Source organism: Inhella gelatinilytica (genome assembly GCF_016093295.1).
In the GTDB taxonomy this organism is placed as follows: Bacteria; Pseudomonadota; Gammaproteobacteria; order Burkholderiales; family Burkholderiaceae_C; genus Inhella; species Inhella gelatinilytica.
On the sequence record NZ_JAEDAL010000005.1, the window covers coordinates 116,457 to 139,653 of the forward strand.

At 66.6% G+C, this 23,197-nt stretch carries 21 protein-coding genes; 6 read left to right on the forward strand and 15 right to left on the reverse strand.

What is annotated here, in order from left to right:
- Window positions 1-131 precede the first annotated feature (131 nt).
- The 12 genes from I7X43_RS11325 to I7X43_RS11380 form a co-directional block, all read right to left on the reverse strand.
- Window positions 132-770, reverse strand: a complete 639-nt coding sequence (locus I7X43_RS11325) for a 3-oxoacid CoA-transferase subunit B (protein ID WP_198101050.1) — start codon at window positions 768-770, stop codon at window positions 132-134.
- 12 nt (window positions 771-782) lie between these two features.
- On the reverse strand, window positions 783-1,481 hold the full coding sequence (locus I7X43_RS11330) for a CoA transferase subunit A (RefSeq protein ID WP_198101051.1): 699 nt from the start codon (window positions 1,479-1,481) through the stop codon (window positions 783-785).
- Window positions 1,482-1,561: 80 nt separating this feature from the next.
- Window positions 1,562-2,428 carry an alpha/beta fold hydrolase gene (locus I7X43_RS11335; RefSeq protein WP_198101052.1) on the reverse strand — a complete coding sequence of 289 codons (867 nt, stop codon included), beginning with the start codon at window positions 2,426-2,428 and terminating at the stop codon, window positions 1,562-1,564.
- Window positions 2,429-2,503: 75 nt separating this feature from the next.
- Window positions 2,504-4,684 carry a TonB-dependent receptor gene (locus I7X43_RS11340; RefSeq protein ID WP_198101053.1) on the reverse strand — a complete coding sequence of 727 codons (2,181 nt, stop codon included), beginning with the start codon at window positions 4,682-4,684 and terminating at the stop codon, window positions 2,504-2,506.
- Between the two features lie 289 nt (window positions 4,685-4,973).
- Window positions 4,974-5,759, reverse strand: a complete 786-nt coding sequence (locus tag I7X43_RS11345; protein WP_198101054.1) for a 3-hydroxybutyrate dehydrogenase — start codon at window positions 5,757-5,759, stop codon at window positions 4,974-4,976.
- A gap of 13 nt (window positions 5,760-5,772) precedes the next feature.
- Entirely contained in the window at window positions 5,773-6,609 is an 837-nt protein-coding gene (locus I7X43_RS11350; protein WP_198101055.1) for an alpha/beta fold hydrolase, read from the reverse strand.
- Entirely contained in the window at window positions 6,606-7,742 is a 1,137-nt protein-coding gene (locus tag I7X43_RS11355; RefSeq protein WP_198101056.1) for a branched-chain amino acid ABC transporter permease, read from the reverse strand. Before I7X43_RS11355 ends, I7X43_RS11350 begins: the two co-directional genes overlap by 4 nt.
- On the reverse strand, window positions 7,742-8,767 hold the full coding sequence (locus I7X43_RS11360) for a branched-chain amino acid ABC transporter permease (RefSeq protein WP_198101057.1): 1,026 nt from the start codon (window positions 8,765-8,767) through the stop codon (window positions 7,742-7,744). The genes I7X43_RS11355 and I7X43_RS11360 overlap by 1 nt, the downstream gene beginning before the upstream one ends.
- On the reverse strand, window positions 8,764-9,498 hold the full coding sequence (locus I7X43_RS11365; protein WP_198101058.1) for an ABC transporter ATP-binding protein: 735 nt from the start codon (window positions 9,496-9,498) through the stop codon (window positions 8,764-8,766). The genes I7X43_RS11360 and I7X43_RS11365 overlap by 4 nt, the downstream gene beginning before the upstream one ends.
- Entirely contained in the window at window positions 9,495-10,238 is a 744-nt protein-coding gene (locus tag I7X43_RS11370; RefSeq protein ID WP_198101059.1) for an ABC transporter ATP-binding protein, read from the reverse strand. Before I7X43_RS11370 ends, I7X43_RS11365 begins: the two co-directional genes overlap by 4 nt.
- Before the next feature lie 7 nt (window positions 10,239-10,245).
- The gene (locus I7X43_RS11375) at window positions 10,246-11,403 is read right to left on the reverse strand and encodes a substrate-binding domain-containing protein (protein ID WP_246480373.1); all 1,158 of its coding nucleotides are present in this window, start codon (window positions 11,401-11,403) and stop codon (window positions 10,246-10,248) included.
- 212 nt (window positions 11,404-11,615) lie between these two features.
- Window positions 11,616-13,100: a sigma-54 interaction domain-containing protein gene (locus tag I7X43_RS11380; RefSeq protein WP_198101061.1), complete on the reverse strand. Its 1,485-nt coding sequence runs from the start codon at window positions 13,098-13,100 to the stop codon at window positions 11,616-11,618.
- A 116-nt stretch (window positions 13,101-13,216) separates the two neighbouring features.
- On the opposite strand from I7X43_RS11380, the gene I7X43_RS11385 reads away from it, so the two are divergent.
- From I7X43_RS11385 to trhP, 5 genes are all read left to right on the forward strand, one after another.
- A complete protein-coding gene (locus I7X43_RS11385) occupies window positions 13,217-14,104 on the forward strand; it encodes a GNAT family N-acetyltransferase (RefSeq protein WP_198101062.1) in 888 nt (295 codons plus the stop codon).
- Window positions 14,101-16,017, forward strand: a complete 1,917-nt coding sequence (locus I7X43_RS11390) for a B12-binding domain-containing radical SAM protein (protein WP_198101063.1) — start codon at window positions 14,101-14,103, stop codon at window positions 16,015-16,017. The genes I7X43_RS11385 and I7X43_RS11390 overlap by 4 nt, the downstream gene beginning before the upstream one ends.
- 62 nt (window positions 16,018-16,079) lie before the next feature.
- Entirely contained in the window at window positions 16,080-16,451 is a 372-nt protein-coding gene (locus I7X43_RS11395) for a BlaI/MecI/CopY family transcriptional regulator (RefSeq protein ID WP_198101064.1), read from the forward strand.
- Window positions 16,444-17,997, forward strand: coding sequence for a M56 family metallopeptidase (locus I7X43_RS11400; protein ID WP_198101065.1), 1,554 nt, complete (start codon window positions 16,444-16,446; stop codon window positions 17,995-17,997). Before I7X43_RS11395 ends, I7X43_RS11400 begins: the two co-directional genes overlap by 8 nt.
- A 52-nt stretch (window positions 17,998-18,049) precedes the next feature.
- On the forward strand, window positions 18,050-19,444 hold the full coding sequence (trhP, locus tag I7X43_RS11405) for a prephenate-dependent tRNA uridine(34) hydroxylase TrhP (RefSeq protein ID WP_198101066.1): 1,395 nt from the start codon (window positions 18,050-18,052) through the stop codon (window positions 19,442-19,444).
- A gap of 24 nt (window positions 19,445-19,468) precedes the next feature.
- Here the strand turns inward: trhP and I7X43_RS11410 are convergent, their stop codons facing one another.
- From I7X43_RS11410 to I7X43_RS11420, 3 genes are read right to left on the reverse strand one after another with little or no spacing between them, the layout of a single operon-like run.
- Window positions 19,469-19,900, reverse strand: coding sequence for a Cd(II)/Pb(II)-responsive transcriptional regulator (locus tag I7X43_RS11410; RefSeq protein WP_198101067.1), 432 nt, complete (start codon window positions 19,898-19,900; stop codon window positions 19,469-19,471).
- Window positions 19,901-19,904: 4 nt separating this feature from the next.
- A complete protein-coding gene (locus I7X43_RS11415; protein ID WP_198101068.1) occupies window positions 19,905-20,699 on the reverse strand; it encodes a LytR/AlgR family response regulator transcription factor in 795 nt (264 codons plus the stop codon).
- A gap of 3 nt (window positions 20,700-20,702) precedes the next feature.
- A complete protein-coding gene (locus I7X43_RS11420) occupies window positions 20,703-21,737 on the reverse strand; it encodes a sensor histidine kinase (RefSeq protein ID WP_246480364.1) in 1,035 nt (344 codons plus the stop codon).
- 39 nt (window positions 21,738-21,776) lie between these two features.
- Between I7X43_RS11420 and argH the strand changes: the two genes are divergently transcribed.
- Entirely contained in the window at window positions 21,777-23,183 is a 1,407-nt protein-coding gene (gene argH, locus I7X43_RS11425; protein WP_198101069.1) for an argininosuccinate lyase, read from the forward strand.
- Window positions 23,184-23,197: the final 14 nt, after the last annotated feature.

The following is a 23,197-nucleotide window of genomic DNA, read 5'->3' on the forward strand; positions in this document are numbered from 1 at the left end:
TTGCTACATACAGGTGAGCGTCAAAACCCTTAGAAACCTAGTGAAACTACAAAGAACTCGCCTGCCGAAAACAAAACGGCCGCCCGAATCACTCGGGCGGCCGTTGGGGGCCGGCAACGGTCGAGCGCTGCTCAGTTCAGCGGCACACCCGTTTTGCTCTGCACAAACTCGCGCGTCACACCCTCGGCAAGCTCCACCAGCTTCAGGCCCTCGGGGGTCACGTCCATGACGGCCAGGTCCGTGATGATGCGATTGACCACACCTTGACCGGTGAGCGGCAGGGTGCAGGCGGGCAGGATCTTCAGGTCTTCTGTGCCGTCTTTCTTCTTGGCCACGTGCTCCATCAACACGATGACGCGTTTGACGCCAGCCACGAGGTCCATGGCGCCCCCCATGCCCTTAACCATCTTGCCGGGAATCATCCAATTGGCCAGATCGCCCTTGTGGGTGACCTGCATGGCGCCCAGGATGGAGAGGTTGATCTTGCCACCCCGGATCATGGCAAAGCTCTCGTGGCTGCCAAAGATGGAGCTGCCCGGCAGGGTGGTCACGGTTTGCTTGCCGGCGTTGATGAGGTCGGCGTCGACTTCGTCCTCCGTGGGGAAGGGGCCGATGCCGAGCATGCCGTTCTCGCTTTGCAACCACACCTCTTTGTCGGCGGGAACGTGGTTGGCCACCAGGGTGGGGATGCCAATGCCGAGGTTGACGTAGAAGCCATCCTGCAGCTCTTGGGCGGCGCGCTGCGCCATTTGGTCTTGGGTCCAGGCCATCGTGTCAGCTCCTCAAGCGGGTCGCGTGGTGCGCTTCTCGATGCGCTTTTCGGGGTTGGGGTTGTGCACGATGCGGTGCACGTAGATGCCGGGCAGGTGCACGTCATCGGGGGCGATCTCGCCCACTTCGACGATGCGCTCGACCTCGACCACGCAGACCTTTCCGGCCATGGCGGCCGCGGGGTTGAAGTTGCGCGCGGTGAGGTTGAAGCGCAGGTTGCCGCTCTTATCGGCCACGTCGGCTTTGACCAGGCTGAGTTCCGGCGTCAGCGCGCGTTCCATGACATAGGTTTGGCCATCAAACTCGCGCAGCTCTTTGCCTTCGGCCACCAGCGTGCCCACGCCGGTGCGAGTGAAGAAGGCCGGAATGCCCGCCCCGCCGGCGCGCAGCTTCTCGGCCAGCGTGCCCTGGGGCGTGAACTCCAACTCCAGCTCGCCCGCCAGGTACTGGCGCTCGAACTCTTTGTTCTCACCCACGTAGCTGGAGATCATCTTCTTGATCTGGCGCGTTTCCAGGAGCTTGCCCAGGCCGAACCCGTCGACCCCAGCGTTGTTGGAAATGGCGGTGATGTTCTTGACGCCCGAGTCTTTGAGCGCCTCGATCAGCGCCTCGGGAATGCCACACAGGCCAAAACCGCCCACGGCGATCAGTTGATCGTCGTGAACCAGGCCTTCGAGGGCCGCAGCGGCGCTCGGGTAGATCTTGTTCATGGGGTGAGGAACCTCAATTCGGTAAGCCCGTCAGCTTACGTGAAAACCAAGGGCTTGCTGCAGCGCAGCAGAGCCCGACCTTACAACGTGGGCGCAACCGGCACCACTTGCGCCAACCAGCCCTCCAGGGCCGCGTGTGCGACGGGTTCGTCCAGCGTGGGCGCGTGGCCCCGATTGGGCACCGTGACCGCCTGCAAACCCGGCAGGCGCTGCTGCATCTCGACCACGGTCTCGGCCTGGAGCAGGTCCGACAGCTCACCGCGCAGCAGCAGCTGGGGCAAGGTGCCCACGGCCTCGAACAGCGGCCACAGGGGCGGCACGGCACTGCCATTGGCCAGGCCCTGAGCAATGGCGGGGTCGTAGTCCGGCACCCACGCCGCGCCCTCCCCGCGCCAGGTCTCCAGGACCATGCGCCGCCAGTCCGCAGCCGTCCAGTCGGGGAACACGGAGCCCTGTACGGCGGCCGTCAGCGCCATGGCTTCGGCCAGGCTGTTCGCCCGCACGGGCTGGCCCACATAGCCCGCAATGCGGGCCAGCCCAGCGGGGTCCAGCACCGGGCCCACGTCGTTGAGCACCACGCCGCGCACCCGCGCGGGCTGCCAGGCGGCCAGCATGATCCCCATCATGCCGCCCAGCGAGGTGCCGATGATGGTGACCTGCGCGACCTCCAGTTCATCCAGCAGGCGGCCCATGTCCGCCACATAGCGATCCGGGCGGTATCGCGCAGGGTCAGCGTCCCACGCGGACAGGCCCCGGCCCCGCTGATCGGGACACAGCACCCGGTAGCGCGGTCCCAACCGAGCGGCGAGCGCGGCAAAGTCCCGGCCGTTGCGGGTCAACCCCGGCAGGCAGAGCAGCACCGGGGCGGTTTCATCGGCTCCGGGGTAGTCGGCCACATGGAGGCGCAGTCCGTCCTCGCTGGCGTAAAAGCGATGCAGAGCGTGCATGGCAATCGGATCAAGAGGCCGGCGAGGGGGCACTGCCACCCCGCCGGCGGGTCGGTCTTAGGAGCCTAAGCGGCCTCAGAAACGATAGGTGGTGGTGAAGCTCACCTGACGCGGGGCACCGTAGAAGCCATTGAGCACCCCGAGCGCCGGGATGTTGTAGCCGTCCGTGCGATAGGCCTTGTCACTGAGGTTGCTGCCTTGCAGGGCAAAGGTCCAGTTTCGATCCCGTTCCCAGATCACACCCGCCGACCACAGGGCATAACCGGTCTGCGCGATGACCTCGCTCAGGTCCGTGGTCGGGTAGACCTTGCTGCGGTAGCTCACCCCCACGCGAGTGCGCACTTCGCCGCCCAAGGGAAACGCCGTGCGGTACTCAACGTCCATCGCGCCCGAGACCTTGGGCGTGTTGCTGAACTTCTTCTGATCGGCGATGTTGACGCCCTTGTCCAGGTACTCGTCGTACTTGGCATCCAACACCGCCGCATTGCCCTTGAAGGTCCAGTTGCGCGTGGGGCGCCAGATCCATTCGAGTTCCAGACCGTTGACGGTCGCCTTGCCCGCGTTGGTGAAGTCACCGAAGAAGCCTGGCTGGCCATTGGCCTGGGTGTACGACGTGAACACCGAGAGTTGAACGTTTTTGTAGTTGTTGTGGAAGGCCGCGGCATTGAGCTCCAACCGACCCTGGTCAAACAGCATCTTGGCACCCACCTCCAAGCTGTCCAGCGTTTCGTCCTCGAACGGCTTGCTGGACGACGGCACGGCCGTGACATTGGCGCGGATGTTGTAGCCACCGCTCTTGAAGCCGCGCGAAGCCGTGGCATAGAGCTTGGTGTCGCGGCTCAGCTCATAGCCCAGCGACAACTTGGGGGAGGTGTTGTTGACCGTGCGCGTCTTGTCAAAGTTCGACACCGTGGCGGTCGGCGTGGTGAAGGTCGCATCGCTGTAGGCGCGGTTGAGCACCACGGCGCGCTTTTCTTCGCGCGTGGCACGCAGGCCGGCCGAGAGCGTCAGGGCAGAGGTCAGCTCCCAATCCCAGTCCGCGTAGGCCGCCGTGCTGCTGGTGTAGACCTCTCCGCGCGTGTCACCGAAGCTCAGGTTGAAGAAGTTGTTGCGCACCTGACCGCCAGCCTGGCCTTCAAAGCGGTAGAGACCGATGACGCCGCCCCCTGCGCGCGTGAATTGCAGTTCATGGCTGCGGGCGTGGTCGCTGTAGAAGGCGCGCACATCGGCTACCTTGTTGGGGCGGCCATCAAAGTCGATGGAGGTGTCGGTGTCGCTGGAGCGGTAGCTGCTGATGAATTTGCCGCTCCAGTCCTTGCCCAGGTCGAAGTTGACCGTCCAGGCGTGGCCGCCGGCTTCGGTCATGTTGGCGTTGGGCATGCCGCTGGCGATGTCGTACCGGCTGGGGTCCAGCACGTCGTTGGCAATGAACTTGTTGGTGGCCATGCGCTGGAAGCCGCGCATGTTGGAGTGGTCGTTCGTGCGGTCAGCCGCGAACTGCACCGACAGCGGCAGGCTGCTGGGGAACCAGCCCAGTTGCACGCGAGCGGCCTCGGTGTCCTGATTGCTGACATCGGTACCGTCGGTCAGGTTCTTGCCAAACCCGTCGCGCTGCGCCTTGGCCACCGCCACACGGCCGCGCCACTCCCCACTGTCGGTGCCACCGCCCAGCGCCGCCTTGAACTGGCGCTGGCCGTAGTCGCCCAGCGTCAAAGACGCCACGCCTTCCGTCTTCGTGCCCAAGGGACGGGACACGTACTTCACCGCACCGCCAATGGTGTTCTTACCGTACAGCGTGCCCTGCGGGCCACGCAGCACTTCGATGCGCTGCACGTCAAAGACCTCCAGCAGGGCCCCCTGCGGGCGCGCCATGTAGACGTCATCCAGGTAGATGCCCACCCCCGGGTCGACGCCCCACAGCGGATCGGCCTGCCCCACACCGCGAATGAAGGTGGTGATGGTGCTGTTGCTGCCGCGCGCTGCGTACACGGTCAGGCTGGGCACATTGCCCTGCAAATCCCCCAGGTTCTTGATGTTCAAGCGGTCCAGGCTCTGGGCCGTCAGGGCCGTCACAGCCACCGGACTGTCCTGCAGGGTTTCTTCGCGCTTGCGGGCGGTGACCACCACTTTTTCCAGCGCGCCCTCATCAGCCTCGGTCTTTTTTTCAGGGGCGGTTTGGGCGCCGACCGGAGCCGCCATCAGGGCCAGTACGGCCAGGGCCAGGGGATGCAAACGCACGACAGACGACACAGACATGAAGGACTCTCCGGTGAATGAAAACTGAGGTTCAAAAACACCCGATGCGAACTGCGCACCGGTGACCTTGGCTGGGATTTCGCAAGTTGCGTGCCGAAAGCGCAAACCCACGGGAAAACCATCAGAAACCAGGGTTGGAGGCTGGATTTGGGGGCACCGGCCGTCCCCGCAGGCGGGTCCCGGGCTCCGCTTGTCGCCAGGGCAACGGCGCGGTGCACGGATTGCAGACAGGCGGCGGCGGTCTTGCTGTCTGATTTCCAGGCGCTGCCTGGAATCCAGACACTGAAAGTCACTGCGCCGTCCAGCCCCCATCCACCGGCAGCGCCACGCCAGTGATGCCTGCGGCGGCTGGGCCGCACAAGAACACGGCCACCTCGCCGATGTGCGAGGGGGGCAGCAGCGTCAGGTTGGGCTGTTTCTCGCGCAGCAGGTCGCGAATGCCAGCCGCCCGGTCACCGCCAAAGGCCGCAGCGCGCGCTTCGATCTGCGGTTGGATCAGCGCGGTGTCGGTCCAGCCCGGGCAGATGCAGTTCACCGTGATGCCCTCTGCCGCCGTCTCCAGAGCCACGCCTTTGGACAGGCCGACCAGCCCATGCTTGGCCGCCAGGTAGGCGCTCTTGTTCACCGAGGCCACCAGCCCGTGCACCGAGGCAATGTTGACAATGCGCCCCCAGCCGCGCGCGCGCATGCCAGGGATGGCCGCCTTCATGGTGTGGAAGGCGCTGCTGAGGTTGATGGCCAAGATGGCGTTCCAGCGCGCCGCCGGGAACTCGGCGATGCCACAGGTGTGCTGGATGCCGGCGTTGTTGACCAGGATGTCGGGCGGGGCGAGCGCCTCGGTTGCCGCAGCCACCAAGCCGGCGGCGGCCTGCTCGTCGCTCAGGTCGCCTCGCACGTAGGCACAGCGGGCCCCGGTCTCCTCCTGCAGTCGCGCCGCGACCACGGCGCCTTGTTCCACGGGTTCGATGCCGTGCAGCACCACCTGGGCGCCGGCCCGAGCCAGGGCTTGTGCGATGGCCAGGCCAATGCCTTGGGTGGAACCGGTCACCAGCGCGGTACGGCCTTTCAAGCTCATGGGGACTCCAGATTCAATGGGCGATCAGAAAGCGCTCGATCAAACCGAGCTGCTCGGGGGTATTCAGCGCCGGTGCATGGCCACAGCCTTCGACGACGACGCCGACGGCGCGCGGCCCCCGCGCGCGCATGGCCTCAAAAACCTCGGGGGTCAGCAGGTCGGAGTCGACGCCACGCAGCGCCAGCACGGGCAAGCTCAGGCGATCCCACTCCATCCAGCGTTCGTAATCCTGCGGATGGTGAACGAACTGCTCGACCATCGCCGGGTCGTAGTGCGGGGTCACGCGGCCATCGGGAAGGCGGCGTGCCGAGGTCTCGGTCAGGCGGCGCCACTGGGCATCGCTCAACCAGCCATAGGGCGCATAGATCTGCCGGAAATAGCTTTCCAGCTCGGTGATCGTGGCGAAGGCCGGCGGCAGGCCGGCATAGGTGCGGATGCGCGCCAGTGCCGGCTCGGCCAGTTCGGGGCCAACATCGTTCAGCACCAGGCGGCGAATGCGCCCTTGCAGCGGCCCAGCCGCGGCCACCAGGCCGATGGCGCCGCCCATCGAGGTGCCAACCCACAGGCACTGCGCCACGCCCAGCTGGTCCAGCAGCGCAGTGGCCAGCTCGGCATAGAAGTCCAGGCAGTATTCATCCCGCGGATTCGGGCTCCATTGCGAGAGGCCACGGCCAATCGTGTCCGGGCACAGCACGCGAAAGCGCGGCGCCAGCTGCTGCGCCAGCTCGTCCATGTCCCGCCCGGTGCGCGCGAGGCCATGCCAGGCCACGACCACCTCGGGATTGGTCGGGTCGCCCCAGTCCATGAAGTGGACTTCGCGGCCCAGGCAGCGCAGGTAGCGCGAGTTCATGACCGGCGCGTCCGGCCGGCGCCGGGCCGCCCCAAGCCGGCCGCGGCCCCCTCGGGGGGTGGCGACCGCGGGGAGACTGGGGGCGCCCTTAATTTGCCCACGATCCCGGTCGGGAAGTGGTAGACCGAGAGGATGAACAGCACGCCCAGCCAGAGCAGCCAGCGGTCCGGCGAGGTCATGGCACCGAGCACCGGCACATCGGCGAGCGGCCCTTGTGCCAGTCGCATCAAGTCCTGGAGATAGTTCTGCGCCAAGACGAACAGCACCGAACCGATGACCGCGCCGTAGATCGTGCCCATGCCGCCGATGACGACGATCAGCAGGATGTCCAGCATGATCTCGAAGGACATCGCTGTCTCGGGCCCCACGTAGCGCAGCCACAGCGCCAACAGCACGCCGGCCAGTGTGGCAAAGAGCGCGGCCAGCACGTTGGACAGCGTGCGGTAGACGACGGTGCGGTAACCGATGGCCTCGGCGCGGAAGGCGTTTTCGCGGATGGCCTGTAGCACACGACCGAAGGGCGAGTTGACGATGCGCAGCATCAGCAGCACCAGCACGGTCACTGCCGCGCACAGGCCGTAGTAGCTGAGCAGGCGGCCATCCACGTCCACACCGAACCAGGGCTCGTCCAGGAACACCGTGGCGGGGCGCAGCAGCTCGGGCACCTTGAAGTTCAGCCCGTCTTCGCCGCCGGTGAACTCGCTGAGTTGCGAGGCCAGGGTCAGGAAGGCCGAGGCCACGGCCAGCGTGATCATGGCGAAGAAGATCGCCTTGACCCGCAGAGAGGCCAGGCCGATGACTAGCGACAGCAGCAGGCTGGCGAGCAAGGCGGCGCCGGCGCCCAGCAGCACCGCATCCCAGCCCGGACCCATCCGATGGCTGGCGATCGCCACGCCATAAGCGCCGATACCGAAGAACAGCGTGTGCGCAAAGCTGACGATGCCGGTGTAGCCCAGCAGCAGGTCGTAGCTGGCCACCAGCACGATGAACACCAGGGCCTTGGCCGCGACGTTCATCGGCTTGGTGCCGGGGAAGAGGAAGGGCGTGGCCAGCAGGCCCAGCACGGTGATCACCACCAGTGCCGCCAGCACACGGCTGCGTGGCAGGTCATGCGAGAGCAAGGTCTTCAACATCAGCCAGCCCTCCGCGCGACGGGGTAGAGCCCTTCGGGCCGCCACAACAGCACCACCACCATCAGCGCGATGTTCGAGAACAGCGCCAGCTTCGGCGCCAGGAAGCCGGTGTAGTTCGCCACCAGGCCCACCAGCAGCGCGCCCACAAAGCTGCCGAAGGTGGAGCCCAGGCCGCCAATGATGATGACGATGAAAATCAGCACATTGAGCTGGGCGCCGATCTGCGGCGTGACGCCCTGCTGGTAAAGACCCCAGAGCACACCGCCCAGCCCCGCCAGCCCCGAGCCCGCTACAAAGGTGCCAATGAAGAGGCGGCGGATGCGGTAGCCCAGGCTTTCCACCATCTCTCGGTCCTGCACGCCAGCGCGGATCAGGAGGCCCAACTTGGTGCGGTTCAGCAGCCACAGCAGACCGACCAGCACCGCAAGGCCGACGACCATCGCGAGCAAGCGGAATCGCTCCAGCGCCACGTCGCCAAAGAGCAGCGCGCCGCGCAGGCCCTCGGGCGGTGTGATGGGCACGAGCTGCGCGCCGTACTGCATCTTCAGCAGCTCTTCGCCCACGATCATGCCGCCCATGGTGATCAGGATTTGCTTGAGGTGCAGGCCATAGACCGGCCGCACCAGCACGCGCTCGAAGGCCAGGCCCACCGCACCCGCCACGCCCATGCCCACCAGGCAGGCTGTACCCACCGCGAGCAGGTTGGCGCTGAGGTCCGGGCTGTGCACGAGGCCGCTCAGGGAAGCGAGCACGGTCGTCGCCATGAAGGCACCCAGCGCGATGAACAGGCCGTGGCCGAAGTTCAGCACGTCCATCAGGCCGAACACGAGCGTCAGGCCCGAGGCCATGATGAACACGATCAGGCCCATGGCCAGACCGGCCAGGGTCAGCGTGGCCCAGGAGCTGGCGCTGCCGATCAAGGGCAAGGCCAGCAGGGCCAAGCCAGCGAGCAGGGCCAGCGGCGAAAAGTCAAAGCGCTCGCGCGGCAGGGCGGCGGGCGTGGCCGCGGTCGACACGGTGTTCATTGGTGCGCTCCCAGGCTCAGACCGAGCAGGCGTTGTTGCAGCCCTTCGTCTTCCGCCAGCTCTTGCATGGCCCCGGTGTACACCACGCGGCCGTCGTCCATCACGGCCACGCGGTCGCCCAGGGCCTTGGCCATGGCGAAGTTCTGCTCCACCAGCAGCACGGTGGTCTGTTGCTTCTTCAGTTCGCGCAGCGCTTCAATGAGGTTCTGCACGATGGCCGGCGCCAGGCCCTTGCTGGGCTCGTCGATCAGCAGCAGGCGGCGCGGCTCGATCAGCGCGCGGGCGATGGCCACCATCTGCTTCTGGCCACCGCTGAGCTTGCCGGCGGGGTATTGCCAAAAGGTTTTAAGCGCGGGGAAGAGGCCGAACAGCCAGTTCAAGCGTGCTTCATCCAGGTCTTGCAGGCGCTTGGCTTGTCTTGCGGCGAGCAGCAGGTTCTCGGCCACGCTGAGGTCGCTGAAGATGCCCATGGATTCGGGCACGTAGGCGATGCCTTGCTGGGCGATCTCGGGCGTGCTTTGCCTGTGCTTGCTGCCGGCGAACTCGATCGTGCCTTGGCTGTGTGGCCACAGGCCCATGATGGTGCGCAAGGTGGTGGTCTTGCCGGCGCCATTGCGACCCAGCAGCATGGTCACTTGCCCCTCCGGCACTTCCAGGTCCACGCCGTGGAGGATGTGATAGGCGCCGATGTGGGTGTGGACGCCGGCGAGTTTCAGCAGGGTCGGACTCATGCGGCCACCCCCAGATACGCGTTCTGCACGACAGCCGAAGCCATCACAGCAGCTGGCTCGCCATCCGCGACCAAGGCCCCCTGGTGCAGCACCACGATCCGATCCGCCAACTCGCGCACCACATCCATCTTGTGCTCCACCAGCAGGATCGTGTGCTTGCCCTCGCGCTTGAGCTCACGGATCAGGTCCAGCACCACCGGCACCTCGTCCACGCTCATGCCCGCGGTCGGCTCATCGAACAGATAGACCTTGGGCTGCAGCGCCATCAACAGCGCCACCTCCAGCTTGCGCTGGTCTCCATGCGGAAGGCTCGCGGCCAGATCGTTGGCCCGCGCTGCGAGTCGCACCCGTTCCAGCAGGACCATGGACTCATCGATCAGGGCCCGGTGGCTGAGCCACACCGAGAGCAGCCGCAAGCCCAGCCCACAGCGAGCCTGCACCGCCAAGCGCACGTTTTCCAGCACGGTCAGGTGTGGGAACAGCTGCGTCAGCTGGAAGGCCCGCCCCAGGCCGCGGCGCGTGCGCTGCGGCGCGCTCAAGCTCGTCAGGTCCTCGCCATTCAGCAACACCCGCCCGCTACTCACCGGCAACTGCCCGCTGATGAGGTTGAAGTAGGTCGTCTTGCCCGCGCCATTGGGGCCGACGATGGCGGTCAGCGTGCCAGGGTGAAAGGCGCAGGACACGCGGTCAACGGCCACATGGCCGCCGAAGCGGATCGTCAGGTCTTGGGTTTGAAGCACGGCGCCCTCAAGACTTGTTGCGGACAGGCACGTTCATCTCGCCGGGCTTGATCTCCCGCACCAGTTCCGGCACGCCCCACTCAAACGCCGGGTCCACCTTGATCTTGAAATGGAACATCGACTGCAGCGCTTGGTGGTCCTCGGGGCGGAACCACATCTCGCCCTTCGGGCTTTGGAACTTCAGCCCCTTCATGGCCGCCTGCAGCTTGGCGGTCTTGCTGTCGCCGCCGGTCTTCTTCAGGGCCTCGACGATGGCGATGCCGGCCGTCATGCCACCGGCCGTGAACATGTCGGGCGGGGTCTTGAACTGCTTGTAGTGGCGAGCGACCAGCCACTCGTTGACCGGGTTTTTGGGCATGCCGAAGTAGTAATACGCAGCGCCCTCCATGCCCGGAAACTGCTTGTAGGCCGTCATGGCCGGCAGGATGTTGCCGCCGGTGGCGATCTCGATGCCGTGGCGCTTCAAGTCGAGGTCGGCGATCTTGAAGGGGTTGCCGGCGCCGGCCCAGAGGATGAAGACGATCTTGCGACCGGGCAGGCCCTTGAGTTTGTCAATCAGGCGCTGGGCCCCGGCCGTGAAGTCCGTGGTGGTGGTCGGCAGGTACTCCTCGTGCACCAGTCGGGCGCTCTTGAGCGCCTCGCGGAAGGCCTTCACACCGTCGCGACCGAAGGCGTAGTCCTGGGCCAGCGTGGCAATGTGGGTGCCCGGTTTGTCCAGCGCCACGGCGTTGGCGATCGCATCCTGCGAGCTGTTGCGGCCGGTGCGAAAGATGAAGGGGTTCCACTTCTCCCCCGTGATGGAGTCGGCGACTGCCGGCTCCACCAGCAGGATCTTGCCGGCCTCCTCCGCCACCGGCAGCAGGGCCAGGGCCACGCTGGAGCTGGTGGGGCCGACGGCCAGGTCCACCTTGTCGTCGGCGTAGGCGGCGGCCAACAGGTTCTTGCCCACGTCGGGCTTGCCCTGGTCATCCTTTTCCAGCACGACGATCTTGCGGCCGGCCACGGTCATCGTGCCGCCGGTGGCGTACTCCAGGCCCAACATCAGCCCGGTATGGGTCTGCTTGCCATAGGCCTCCAGCGGGCCGCTCTTGCTGTAGACGTGGGCAATGCGCAAGTCTTTGCCCTGGCCGAAGGCCGGGGCCCAGGTTGAGGCCAAGCCCAGCATCAAGGCGGGGATAACGCGCAGGGATCGGATCAGCGACATGGAGACTCCATCAGGAAGGGCCCGCAGTCGGGGCCGTCACCCTACGTTCGCAAGCTCCATGCCAACCAGGGAAAACCCACAAGAAACCGCCCGCAACGGGGCCACCTCAGCGCGCACCGTCTGGAATCCAGACAGCGCCACTCCGGCTCAATGTCCAAAAAAAAGACAGGTGATCAGAGTCCGTACAGGGCCAGCTTCTCGTACAGGGCGGCGCGCGAGATCTGCAAGAGCTTGGCTGCAGCCGCCTTGTTGCCTCGGGTTTGCAGCAGGGCTTGGGCGATGGCGCGCCGCTCTAATTCGGCGATTTGCTCCGGCAAGGGGCGCACACCGGGTGTTGCCTCGGCGGGTGGGGCCATCGAAGGTTTGGGCTGCAGGCCCTCGGCCCCCGCCACGGCCCGTGCCGCGCCCGGCACCAGACCCAGAAAGTGGCTAGCCTCCAACTGCAGGGCGTCGCTCATCAGACTGGCCTGCTCCAGCACGTTGCGCAGCTCGCGAATGTTGCCCGGCCACGGCTGAGCAACCAGCAACTCCAGCGCTTCGGCGGAGACCGTGCGCGTGGGCATGCCCGAGCGGCGGGCGATGTCTTCGCCCAATACCTCGACCAGGGCCTCGAAATCCTCGCGCCGCTCGCGCAGCGGTGCCACGCGGATGGGCACGACGGCCAACCGGTAGTAAAGGTCGGCGCGGAACTCGCCCCGCGCCACCAGGGCCGGCAGGTCCCGGCTGGTCGCGGCGATGACCCGCACGTCCACCCGCCGCACCTGGTTGGAGCCGAGCGGCTCCACCTCCTGCTCCTGCAGCACCCGCAACAGCTTGCTTTGCAGTGCGAGCGGCATGTCGCCAATCTCGTCCAGGAACAGCGTGCCGCCATCGGCAATGGCGAACTTGCCCTCGCGCCCGCGCCGGTCGGCTCCGGTGAAAGCCCCGGCCGCCACGCCAAACAATTCGGCCTCCAAGAGCGTGTCCGGAATGGCGGCAATGTTCAGACTCACCAGGGGCTTGTGGGCGCGGGGGCTGGCCGAGTGGATGGCATGGGCCAGCACTTCCTTGCCCGTTCCCGTTTCGCCCAGCAGCAAAACCGTGGAGTCGGTCGGCGCCACGCGCCGGGCCTGGCGCTTCACTTCGAGGGCTGCGGCGCTGCTGCCCACGAAAGAGCCAATGGTGTACTTGGGCCGGCGCCCCTCGCTGAGCTCGCGCCGGGCGTCGTTGAGCTGGTGCTGCAGGTGCGAGAACTTCTGCATCAGCGGCTGCAGGCTGGACTCACTGTGCGCGGCCAGCACCAAGCCGAGCGCGCCGATCACCTGACCGGCGTCATCGTGCAGCGGCAGGCGGCTCACCACGAAGGTGCCGGCGCGATTGGTCAGCAGGTCGACGAGGATGGGGCGCCCGGTGTCGATGACGTCCGCCAGCAAGGTTCCGGGCACCACCTCCTCCACGCGGCGCCCGACGAACTCGGCCTCGGCCGCGAAGCCCAGGGCCGGCAGGAAGCGCTTGTAGCCGTCGCTGATCCAGACGATGCGGTGGGCACGGTCCAGCAACATCATGCCCTGCGAGGCCTCGGCCAGGTGCTCGAACAGGGATTGGGCCGCCATGCGCAGCACGCCATCCAGGTCGGACGGCAGGCCGGCGGCTTCAGGGGTCAATGCTGCAGAAAACATGGGCTGGGGGGGGAGATGGTGCGCGATTGGAGCGCGCTGCGGGCCCATCGACCATCGGGATTTGCCTGCGCGGCCCCACTCACAATGGCAGCCCTGCCTTGTGCGATACCGAAACCATGACGCTCACCCTCTCCCCGACCGATCAAATTCCACTGGATCGACTGCATGCCACATTTGGACAGGCGTTTTCAGACTATGTGGCCGGGCCCTTCCAACTCACCTTCGAGCAGTGGCCGGGTTTTTTAGCCCGCCACGGCGTGGACTTGGCCCTCGGCCGTGGGGTGGCTGACGCAAAGGGAGATCTCCTGGGTTTCGCCCTGGTCGCGCCTCGCCCGGCCCTGGGCCGCTGGCGGCTGGGTGCCATGGGCTTGGTGCCCGCCGCGCGGGGCAGCGGAGCCGCCCAACTCTTGCTCGAGGACTTTTTCACCCGGGCCACAGCCGCGAGCGTGACCGCCGTGGAGCTGGAGGTCATCGCGCAAAACCCGCGGGCGGTGGCGCTGTATGAGCGCCAGGGCTTTGTGCGGCAGCACGCTTTGATGGGCTTTTCTTGGGCGGGCCGACCCAGCCCCAGCGCTGTGCCCGGCGCCGAGGTCCAGGCCGTCACCGCCGTCCCCGCTGACGCCGCCTTGGCATGGCTACAGGCCGCTGAGCGCACCCTCCCCGACCTGCCGCTGCAAGTCGGCCCCGTCACCCTGGCCGCCCTATCCGAACCCTGGACGGCCTGGCAGGCCGGTCAAGCCCAGCTCGTGTTCACGGGCTCCGAGGCGGAAGGTTGGCTGCTGCGCTCGCTGATCGACCTCGACCCGGACCAACCCGGGGCGGAGGCCTTGCTGCGCGCCTTTTGCGCCACGCATGGGGCGCAGACGATTCGCGTCCACCCCCTCCAGAGGCTGGATGTTGGGGGCGAGGCGCTGCTGCGGTGCGGCTTCACGCAGGAGACCTTGCACCAGTGGATCATGCGCCGCGACCTCCCCAGGGCGGAGGCTCCGACAATCGCCCCATGACCGAGCCGCTTCGCGTGCTGTCGCTCATCCCGCCGATGACGCAGCTCAACACGCCCTACCCCGCCACCGCCTACCTCACGGGTTTTTTACGCTCGCGCGGCATCGACGCGCGCCAGGCCGACCTGGCCCTGGCCCTGGTGCTGCGTCTCTTCAGTGCGGAAGGCCTGCAGGCGTTGCGCGAGGCCGCCGCCCTGGCCCCCAACCCCGGCCCGGCGCTGCAGTTCCACCGGCTTGAAGCCGAGCGCATTGCCGAGGTCACCCCCCGCGTGCTGGCCTTCCTGCAAGGCCGCGACTCGACGCTGGCCCACCGCATCAACAGCCGCGCCTACCTGCCCGAAGGACCGCGCTTCGCGCCGGTGGACGCCAGCATTCCGGGACAAGAGGATGAGCCCGACCCCATGGCCTGGGCCTTCGGCACGCTGGGCGCGCAGGACCGGGCCAAACACCTGGCCACGCTGTTTTTGAACGACTTGGCCGATGCCGTGCGCGAGGCGCTGGACCCGCGCTTCGAGTTCGTGCGCTATGCCGAGAGCCTGGCCATGAGCCAGCCCCATTTCGACCCTTTGGCGGAGGCCCTGGCCGCGCCACCCACCGTTGTGGATCGGATGCTGGAAGCGTTGGCGCTGGAAACCGTCGCTCAGCACGCCCCGCAGCTCGTGCTGCTCTCTTGCCCCTTCCCCGGCTCGGTGTATGGCGCCTTTCGCATCGCCCAAGCGATCAAGCGCGCCCACCCGACGATCAAGCTGGTGCTCGGTGGCGGCTACGTGAACACCGAACTGCGCGAACTGGCCGAACCCCGCGTGTTCGACTTTTTTGACTTCGTCACCCTGGACGCCGGCGAACGCGTGCTGCTGGCGCTGATCGAGCACCTGCAGGGGCAGCGCAGCGTCAACCGCCTGGTGCGAACCTTTGTTCGCGACGACGGGGCGGTTCGCTATGTGAACGGTATCGGCGGTCTGACCGAGCCCGAAGTGCCCTTTGACGAAGTCGGCACGCCCACCTGGGACGGCCTGCCGCTGTCCAGCTACCTGAGCCTGCTGGACATGCTCAACCCCATGCACCGCCTGTGGAGCGATGGGCGCTGGAACAAGCTCACCGTGGCCCTGGGCTGCTATTGGAAGAAATGCAGCTTCTGCGACGTGGGGCTGGACTACATCGGCCGCTACGAGGCCACGACCGCCGAAGTACTGGCGGACCGCATCGAAGCCATCGTGCTTGAAACCGGCCAGACGGGCTTTCATTTTGTCGACGAGGCCGCGCCGCCCAAGGTGCTCAAGGCGCTGGCGGACGAGATCATCCGCCGCCGCCTGACGATCAGCTGGTGGGGCAATGTGCGCTTTGAAAAGACCTTCACCCCCGCCTTGGTGGAACAGCTCGCCGAGAGCGGCTGCATTGCCATCAGCGGCGGGCTGGAGGTCGCCTCGGACCGCCTGCTCAAGCTCATGAACAAGGGCGTCAGCGTCGAGCAAGTGGCCCGTGTGACCAAGGCCTTTGCCGACCACGGCGTGCTGGTGCACGCCTACCTGATGTACGGATTCCCCACCCAGACCGCCCAAGACACGGTGGACGCCCTGGAGTACGTGCGCCAGCTCTTCGAGGAAGGCTGCATCCACAGCGGCTTCTTCCACCGCTTTGCCTGCACCGTGCACTCTCCGGTCGGCCAAAACCCGGACGACTTTGGGGTGCAGCTCATTCCGCTGCCGCCCGGCCGCTTTGCGAAGAACGACATCGGCTTCATCGACCCCACGGCCGTCGACCACGACCGCCTGGGCTTGGGCCTCAAGCGCGGGCTCTACAACTTCATGCACGGCGTGGGCCTGGACTGGGACGTGCGCCGCTGGTTCGAAGAGATCCGCGTGCCCAAACCCACGGTCAAGCGTGGGGCGATCGGGCGGGCGTTGCAGCTCGGGTAAACCCAAGCATTCGATTTCGATTACACGCGTAAACTTAAATCGTTTACACAAGTAATCGAAATATGAACCCTCCCATCAGTGACGCCGAGGCCCAGGTCATGGAGGTGCTGTGGCGTCGGGCGCCGCAGACAGCCGACGACATTGCCGCCGCCTTGGCGGGCCAGCAAGACTGGCAACTCGCCACCATCAAGACGCTGCTGAACCGCCTGCTCAAAAAGGGGGCCATTGCGGCCGACAAGGACGGGCGGCGCTACCTCTACCGCCCCTTGGTGGCGCGGGAGGCCTGGCTCGGCACCCAGAGCATTGGCCTGCTGGACCGCCTGTTCGGCGGCCAGCTGGCGCCCCTGGTGGCGCAGTTCAGCAGCCAGCGCAAGCTCAGCCCGGCGGATCGCGCGGCGCTCAAGAAACTGCTGGCGGAGCAAGGCGATGAGTGAGGCCCACCTCCTCAAGCTGCTCGGGCAGCAGACCGTCTTACTGAGTCTGGCCGTACTGACCCTGTTGCTGCTGCGCCCGCTCCTGCGTCGCTGGGGCGGCGCCGGCGCGGTGCTGGCCGGGTGGAGCGCCGTGCCCGCCGTGTTGCTCAGCCCCTGGCTGCCCCCACTGGGTAACGGCTCAGAACCCCTGGCCTGGCGGGTCCGCACCGAGGCCTTGCTTGCGGCCCCACTGCAGGCCCTACCCGCGCCAGCCACCCCTGGCGTGGCCTGGGGGACGCTGCTGCTCACCGCCTGGCTTGCCGGCCTGGGGGGGCTCGCACTGGCCCTGGCCTGGCAGCAGCGGCGCTACCTGCGCCAAGGCCCGCGCTTGCCTGCCGGCAGCAGCCCCGCCTGGGTCGGCCTGTGGCGCGGGCGCCTGTGGCTGCCGCTGGACTACCGCCAGCGCTTCGCCCCCGAGGAGCGCCGCCTGATCCGCGCCCACGAGCGCGCCCACGCCCAGCGCGGCGACAACGCCTGGACGCTGCTGGCCACCGCCGTCTGGCTGCTGCACTGGTTCAACCCCTTGGCTTGGTGGGCCCTACGCCGCCTTAGGGCCGACCAAGAACTCGCCGCCGACGCGCAAGTGCTGCGCCGGCACCCCAGCCAACTCGCCACCTATTTGCGCACCCTGGCCAAGGCCGAAGCCGGGGACGCCCCCCGCCTCGCCATGAGCCCCTTTGCGCCCCATCCCCTGCTCGAAAGGATTCGCTGGATGAAAACCGCCCACGCCGCCCGCATTGCCCGCCCCTGGGTGGCCTTGTTCACAGGATTGCTGATGCTGGGCACCGCTTGGGCCCTTCGCCCTGCTCCGCCCGTAGCTACAGAACCAAATGCCACGGCCACCGCGCCGCGCTACTGGGTCGCCATTCGGGTGGGAGAGCGCACCGTCGACCACAAGACCTTGACGTTGGATGACTCGGGCAGCGCGTCGGTGCGCTTGTCCAGCTTTGGCAACGAGGACCTGCTGCTGACGCTCAAGGGCGGCCCCCTCGAGGCCAAGGGCCAGCGGCTTCAAGCCCATGTTCAGGCTGGCGCCTTGACGGTCAGCATGACCGAAGGCGAAGCCGTGGTGCGCGAGGGGCACCCGCTGCAGCTGGCCATCCACAACCCAGAAAACCACGCGCAGCACGCCATGGTCCAGATCGGCCGCGTCGTGGAGCGTCCGATGCCAGCTTTGGACCCCGACCAGTCCGGGGAGGTGGTGGTCGACATTCAGGCTTTTGTGGATCAGAAGGCCTGGGGGTCGGCGACCCTGCAGTCGGCGATGGGTCAAGCCATTCCCCTGGCACTGGCCGAATCGTCGGGCCTGCCCATTCGCGGCACGTTGCAAGTTCAAGCTCGCTTGCCGGCCGAGTTGGATCTGGGCTTTGCGTTGCAGGTGGGCGAGCGAACGCTCAAGCCCCGTGTTCTGACCCGCAGCGGCGTCAAAGCCACGATCGAGTTCAACAGCCCTGAGGACCCGCGCATCGTGCGCATCGAGGTCACGCCGCGCCGCCTCCGGCCCTGAGGCGTAGGCCCGGGGCGCGCAGGGTCTCCGTGAGGCTGGGACAATCGCGCCCATGTCTGCCCCCACCCTCCGCGCCCCCGAACTCCTCCTGCCCGCCGGCTCTCTGGCCAAGATGCGGGCGGCCTATGACTTTGGCGCCGATGCCGTCTATGCCGGTCAGCCCCGGTATTCGCTGCGCGCGCGCAAGAACGAGTTCCGCCTGGAGCAAATCGCCCAGGGCATTGAAGAGGCCCATGCGCGGGACAAGAAATTTTTCGTCACCAGCAACCTGATCGCCCACAACGACAAGGTGCGGACCTACCTGCGGGACATCCAGCCCGTTGTGGAGCTGCGGCCCGACGCTCTGATCATGGCGGATGCGGGCCTGATCATGCAGGTGCTGGACCACATGGAGCGCGGCCTCTTTCCCAAGGTGCCCATTCACCTCTCGGTCCAGGCCAACACCACCAACTGGGCGGCCGTCAAGTTTTGGCAGAAGGTTGGGGTTGAGCGGATCATCCTGTCGCGCGAACTGAGCTTGGATGAGGTCGAGGCCATTCGCAACGAGTGCCCCGACATGGAGATTGAAGTCTTTGTGCACGGTGCCCTGTGCATCGCCTACTCGGGCCGCTGCCTGCTGTCGGGCTACTTCAACCGTCGCGACCCCAACCAAGGCACTTGCACCAACGCCTGTCGCTGGGAGTACAGCACCCAGGGCGCCCGCGAAGACTCCCCTTCGGGTGAGGCGATTCCGGTCGGGAAATTGGACGCGGACTTCAACTTTGCCGAGGCCCAGTCCGAAGCGGAATCCACCTTCTCCACCTGCGGCGGGGGGCAACGCCACCCGGCCGCGGACCAGGTCTATTTCTTGGAGGAAAAGGCCCGGCCGGGTGAGCTCATGCCCATCATGGAAGACGAACACGGCACCTACATCCTCAACAGCAAGGACTTGCGAGCCGTGGAGCATGTGGAGCGGCTGGCGCGCATTGGTGTCGATTCCCTCAAGATTGAGGGCCGCACCAAGAGCCTGTACTACGTGGCCCGCACGGCCCAGGTGTACCGCCGAGCCATTGACGATGCGGTGGCGGGGCGACCCTTCAACCCCGAGTTGCTGCTGGAGTTGGAAGGGCTGGCCAACCGCGGGTACACCAGCGGGCTCTTGGAGCGTCGACCCGCCCAGGACTACCAAAATTACATCAACGGCAGCAGCGAGCTGCATCGCAGCCATTTTGTGGGCGAGGTCACAGCGGTGCGCGACGATGGGTGGGCCCAGGTGCAAGTTAAGAACCGCTTCGCGGTGGGCGACCGCATCGAGCTGGTACACCCTCAGGGCAATCAGATCTTCGAGCTCCAGGCGATGCAAAACCTGGAGGGCGAGCCCATCGCGGTGGCCCCCGGCGACCCGTTTTGCGTCTGGCTGCCCTTGGGCCCTTCTGCGGCGGGTGGCTTGCTGGCCCGCCTGCTCTAAGGTCCCATTCCGCCGGGGCTGTGCTCAGTTGCGCTCATGCCGACCGTGGACGTCGGTCGGCCGTTCATTCGCCAGCGGCGCGGTTGCCAGCCGCTCCAAAATGCCGCAGGCGTCGCCTTGCCCCTCACAGCGCGCTCGCAAAGCCTGCAATTCGGACTCCAGCGCCTCGAGCTCCCGGCGGCGCGCTTGCACATGGGCCAGGTGGCGGTCGATGAGCGTGTTCACCGCCTCGCAGGCCTGCTCGTCCCGCGCAGCCAGCAACGCGCGCAGCTCGTCCAGCGACAGGGCCAAGGCCCGGCAGCGGCGAATGAATAGCGCCCGCTCCACTTGGGCTGGGCTGTAGTGACGGTAATTGCCCTCGCTGCGAGTGGGGCTGGGCAACAAACCCTCGCGCTCGTAAAAGCGCAAGGTGGGCACGGACAGCCCCGAAACCCGGGCCAGTTCACCAATGCGCATGGGCTCAATCTCCCGCGCCAATGGCTTCACGCACCGCGCTGAGCTGGCGGCGCGACACCGGCAACCACTCCTGAACCGGCGCCACTCGCACGGCCCAGCTTTCCTGAATCTCACCCTCCGTTTCGCTCCCCGCCTCTGGTTCGGCCCGTCGTGCCAGTTCGCGCACCGCATTCTTCGCCACCAAGGTATTGCGGTGAATGCGCAAGAAACGATGGCCCATGCGATGTTCCAAATCGTTGAGGCTGCCATCCATGACGTAGCGCTGCTCGGGCGTGCGGACCGTCAGATATTTGAGTTCCGCTTTGACGTAAATCACCTCCCCCACCGGCACCCGGACCAAACGGCCGCGCTCGTGAATCTGCAGCACCTCATCGGGCGGGGACTCCAGTGCCGCCACCCGCGCCAGGGCCTCTCGCTCCCGCAAGCGCTGCGCCACGCGGGTCAGTGCCGCCTGCAGCCGCTCTTGACGCACGGGCTTGGTCAGGTAGTCCACGGCATTCAAGCCAAAGGCATCCAGCGCATGCTGGGCATGCGCGGTCACGAAGACCACGGCCGGAGCATCCGCACGCTGTTTCAGGTCCGCGGCCAAAGCCAAACCGTCGCCTGGCATCTGGATGTCCAGCAGCAGCAGATCGCAGCCGTGGTCCTGTAGCCACGTCTGCACTGCGGTCGCCGAAGCCAGTGACGCCAGCACCTGCGCGTGCGGGTCCCGGCACCCTTCCAGCAAGCTGGCGAGGCGCGCACGGGCCAGCGGCTCGTCGTCAGCAATCAGGACACGCAGTGGCGCCTCGATCAACATCGTTCAACCTCCCTGTGGCAATGGCAAGCCGATTCGAACGGTAAAGCCTCGCGCGGAAGCCTCCGCTTCAAAAGAGCCCGAGACGTCATGCAGCAGCGCCATGCGCTCGCGCACATTGGCCAGCGCCAGCCCATGCCCTCCGGCCGCCGGCGCGGCCACGCTGTTCCAGACCGTGACTTCGACCCGCCCCGAACGAACCGCCGAGCGAACTTCAATATCGCCCCCACTTTCGTTGGGTTCGACCCCGTACCGAACCGCGTTCTCCAGCAAAGGTTGAAGCAAGAGGCTGGGCACGCGGGCGGCATCACAGGCCGCATCCAATTGCCAGCGCACCCGCAAACGCTCCCCAAAACGCAATTGCTCGATGTCCAGATAGCGGCGAGCCATTTCAACTTCCGTCGCCAGCGTGCTGGGCTGCCCATCGGTCGCCAAGGCACCGCGGAACAAGTCCGCCAGGTCTTCCAGCACCCGCTCCGCCACGGGAGGGTTGACGCGAACAAGAGCCACCGCGGTATTGAGGGTGTTGAATAAAAAATGCGGACGGATCCGGGCTTGGAGCTCAACCCACCGTGCCTGCATGCCACTGGGAACCGCGGCCCGCGCTCGCCACAACAAGCCCTGCACGAAGCCTCCCGCCAACGTGGCGCCCACCAGCGCCACACCCAGGCCCCGAAACTCCACCGGGCCCATGTCCATCGCCAGCGCGTGACCGAGCACCCACCAGGGCCACCAAGCGCTGCCGGCGCCCAGCGCCACCAAGGCCACTTGGATGCGGATCAAGGGCCAGGCTGCCAAGCGCAGCCGCAAGCCGCACACCACGGACAGCCAGGTTGCCAGCGCGGGCATGCTGATCACCGAACTCTGGAGGTAACGCACCCACCAGTCCAGCGGACCCGAGGCCACCAACATCAAGCCCAAGGCCATGGCCCCTTGAATGAGAAACAGTGCGCGCAGCACCACGCCGGGCTGGCAGACCTCAAAAACGGTCTCCATGCGCAATCGGTCAACCGAGGATTCCGAGGCAGGGGGCGTTCGCATTCCTAGAATCCTAGGACAGCTTCCTCTATTCCTGCCCCCATGTCTTCCAACCCCCTGGCCAACAAGGCCCAAGCCTGGTCCGCACTGTTCGCCGAACCGATGAGCGAACTGGTACAGCGCTACACCGCCAGCGTTGGCTTCGATCAACGCCTGTGGGCGGCCGACATTCAAGGCAGTTTGGCCCATGCCGAGATGCTGCACGCTCAAGCCTTGATCAGCGATGCCGACTGGGCCGACATCCAGCGCGGCATGGCGCAAATCCGCGCCGAGATTGAGGGCGGACAGTTCAAGTGGAAGCTGGAACTGGAGGACGTGCACCTCAACATCGAGGCCCGTCTGACCGAACTGGTCGGCCTGGCCGGCAAGCGCCTGCACACCGGGCGGAGCCGCAACGACCAGGTGGCCACCGACGTGCGCCTGTGGCTGCGTGGCGAGATCGACGGCCTTCTGGCGCTGCTGCGTCAGGTTCAAGCGGTGCTGGTGGAACGCGCCGAGGTGCATGCGGATGTGATCGCTCCGGGCTTCACGCACTTGCAGGTGGCCCAGCCGGTCAGCTTTGGCCACCACCTGCTGGCTTACGTGGAAATGTTTGCCCGCGATGCCGAACGCCTGGCCGACTGCCGCCGCCGCGTGAACCGCCTGCCGCTGGGTGCCGCCGCTCTGGCTGGCACGCCCTACCCGCTGGACCGCGAGCGCGTGGCCCGCACCCTGGGCATGGAAGGCGTCTGCCAGAACAGTCTGGACGCGGTCAGCGACCGCGACTTCGCCATCGAGTTCACGCATGCGGCCGCGCTGGCCATGATGCACATCTCGCGCCTCTCCGAGGAGCTGGTGCTGTGGATGAGCCAGAGCTTCGGTTTCATCCGCCTGCCCGACCGCTTCTGCACCGGCTCGTCCATCATGCCGCAGAAGAAAAACCCCGACGTGCCGGAGCTGGCGCGCGGCAAGACCGGCCGCGTGTACGGGCACCTGATGGGCCTCTTGACCCTGATGAAGGGTCAGCCCCTGGCCTACAACAAGGACAACCAGGAAGACAAGGAACCGTTGTTCGACACGGTCGACACCCTGCGTGACACCCTGCGCATCTTTGTCGAGATGCTGGCCGGCCTGGAAGCCCGCGCCGACAACCTGCGCGCCGCCGCACAAAAAGGCCACGCCACCGCCACCGATCTGGCCGACTACCTGGTGCGGACCAAGGGCGTGCCCTTCCGCGACGCGCACGAGATCGTGGCCCACGCCGTGCGCGTGGCCAGCGAACAGGGGCTGGAGCTCGCTGCGCTCTCGCTTGAGCAGTTGCAGGCCATGGACGCCCGCATCGACGCCGATGTATTCGGGCCGCTCTCGCTGGAGGGCTCGCTGGCCAGCCGCAAGGTGCTGGGCGGCACCGCGCCGGAGCAGGTGCGGGCCCAGATCGCGCGCCACCGCAGCCGACTCGCCGCCGATTGATGCCGACTGACGCC

Excerpts from the sequence above, each read along its gene's own strand:
- I7X43_RS11325 (WP_198101050.1), bottom strand. The coding sequence starts at position 770 with ATGGCCTGGACCCAAGACCAAATGGCGCAGCGCGCCGCCCAAGAGCTG.
- I7X43_RS11330 (WP_198101051.1), bottom strand. The coding sequence starts at position 1,481 with ATGAACAAGATCTACCCGAGCGCCGCTGCGGCCCTCGAAGGCCTGGTT.
- I7X43_RS11335 (WP_198101052.1), bottom strand. The coding sequence starts at position 2,428 with ATGCACGCTCTGCATCGCTTTTACGCCAGCGAGGACGGACTGCGCCTC.
- I7X43_RS11340 (WP_198101053.1), bottom strand. The coding sequence starts at position 4,684 with ATGTCTGTGTCGTCTGTCGTGCGTTTGCATCCCCTGGCCCTGGCCGTA.
- I7X43_RS11345 (WP_198101054.1), bottom strand. The coding sequence starts at position 5,759 with ATGAGCTTGAAAGGCCGTACCGCGCTGGTGACCGGTTCCACCCAAGGC.
- I7X43_RS11350 (WP_198101055.1), bottom strand. The coding sequence starts at position 6,609 with ATGAACTCGCGCTACCTGCGCTGCCTGGGCCGCGAAGTCCACTTCATG.
- I7X43_RS11355 (WP_198101056.1), bottom strand. The coding sequence starts at position 7,742 with ATGTTGAAGACCTTGCTCTCGCATGACCTGCCACGCAGCCGTGTGCTG.
- I7X43_RS11360 (WP_198101057.1), bottom strand. The coding sequence starts at position 8,767 with ATGAACACCGTGTCGACCGCGGCCACGCCCGCCGCCCTGCCGCGCGAG.
- I7X43_RS11365 (WP_198101058.1), bottom strand. The coding sequence starts at position 9,498 with ATGAGTCCGACCCTGCTGAAACTCGCCGGCGTCCACACCCACATCGGC.
- I7X43_RS11375 (WP_246480373.1), bottom strand. The coding sequence starts at position 11,403 with ATGCTGGGCTTGGCCTCAACCTGGGCCCCGGCCTTCGGCCAGGGCAAA.
- I7X43_RS11380 (WP_198101061.1), bottom strand. The coding sequence starts at position 13,100 with ATGTTTTCTGCAGCATTGACCCCTGAAGCCGCCGGCCTGCCGTCCGAC.
- I7X43_RS11385 (WP_198101062.1), top strand. The coding sequence starts at position 13,217 with ATGACGCTCACCCTCTCCCCGACCGATCAAATTCCACTGGATCGACTG.
- I7X43_RS11390 (WP_198101063.1), top strand. The coding sequence starts at position 14,101 with ATGACCGAGCCGCTTCGCGTGCTGTCGCTCATCCCGCCGATGACGCAG.
- I7X43_RS11395 (WP_198101064.1), top strand. The coding sequence starts at position 16,080 with ATGAACCCTCCCATCAGTGACGCCGAGGCCCAGGTCATGGAGGTGCTG.
- I7X43_RS11400 (WP_198101065.1), top strand. The coding sequence starts at position 16,444 with ATGAGTGAGGCCCACCTCCTCAAGCTGCTCGGGCAGCAGACCGTCTTA.
- trhP (WP_198101066.1), top strand. The coding sequence starts at position 18,050 with ATGTCTGCCCCCACCCTCCGCGCCCCCGAACTCCTCCTGCCCGCCGGC.
- I7X43_RS11410 (WP_198101067.1), bottom strand. The coding sequence starts at position 19,900 with ATGCGCATTGGTGAACTGGCCCGGGTTTCGGGGCTGTCCGTGCCCACC.
- I7X43_RS11415 (WP_198101068.1), bottom strand. The coding sequence starts at position 20,699 with ATGTTGATCGAGGCGCCACTGCGTGTCCTGATTGCTGACGACGAGCCG.
- I7X43_RS11420 (WP_246480364.1), bottom strand. The coding sequence starts at position 21,737 with ATGCGAACGCCCCCTGCCTCGGAATCCTCGGTTGACCGATTGCGCATG.
- argH (WP_198101069.1), top strand. The coding sequence starts at position 21,777 with ATGTCTTCCAACCCCCTGGCCAACAAGGCCCAAGCCTGGTCCGCACTG.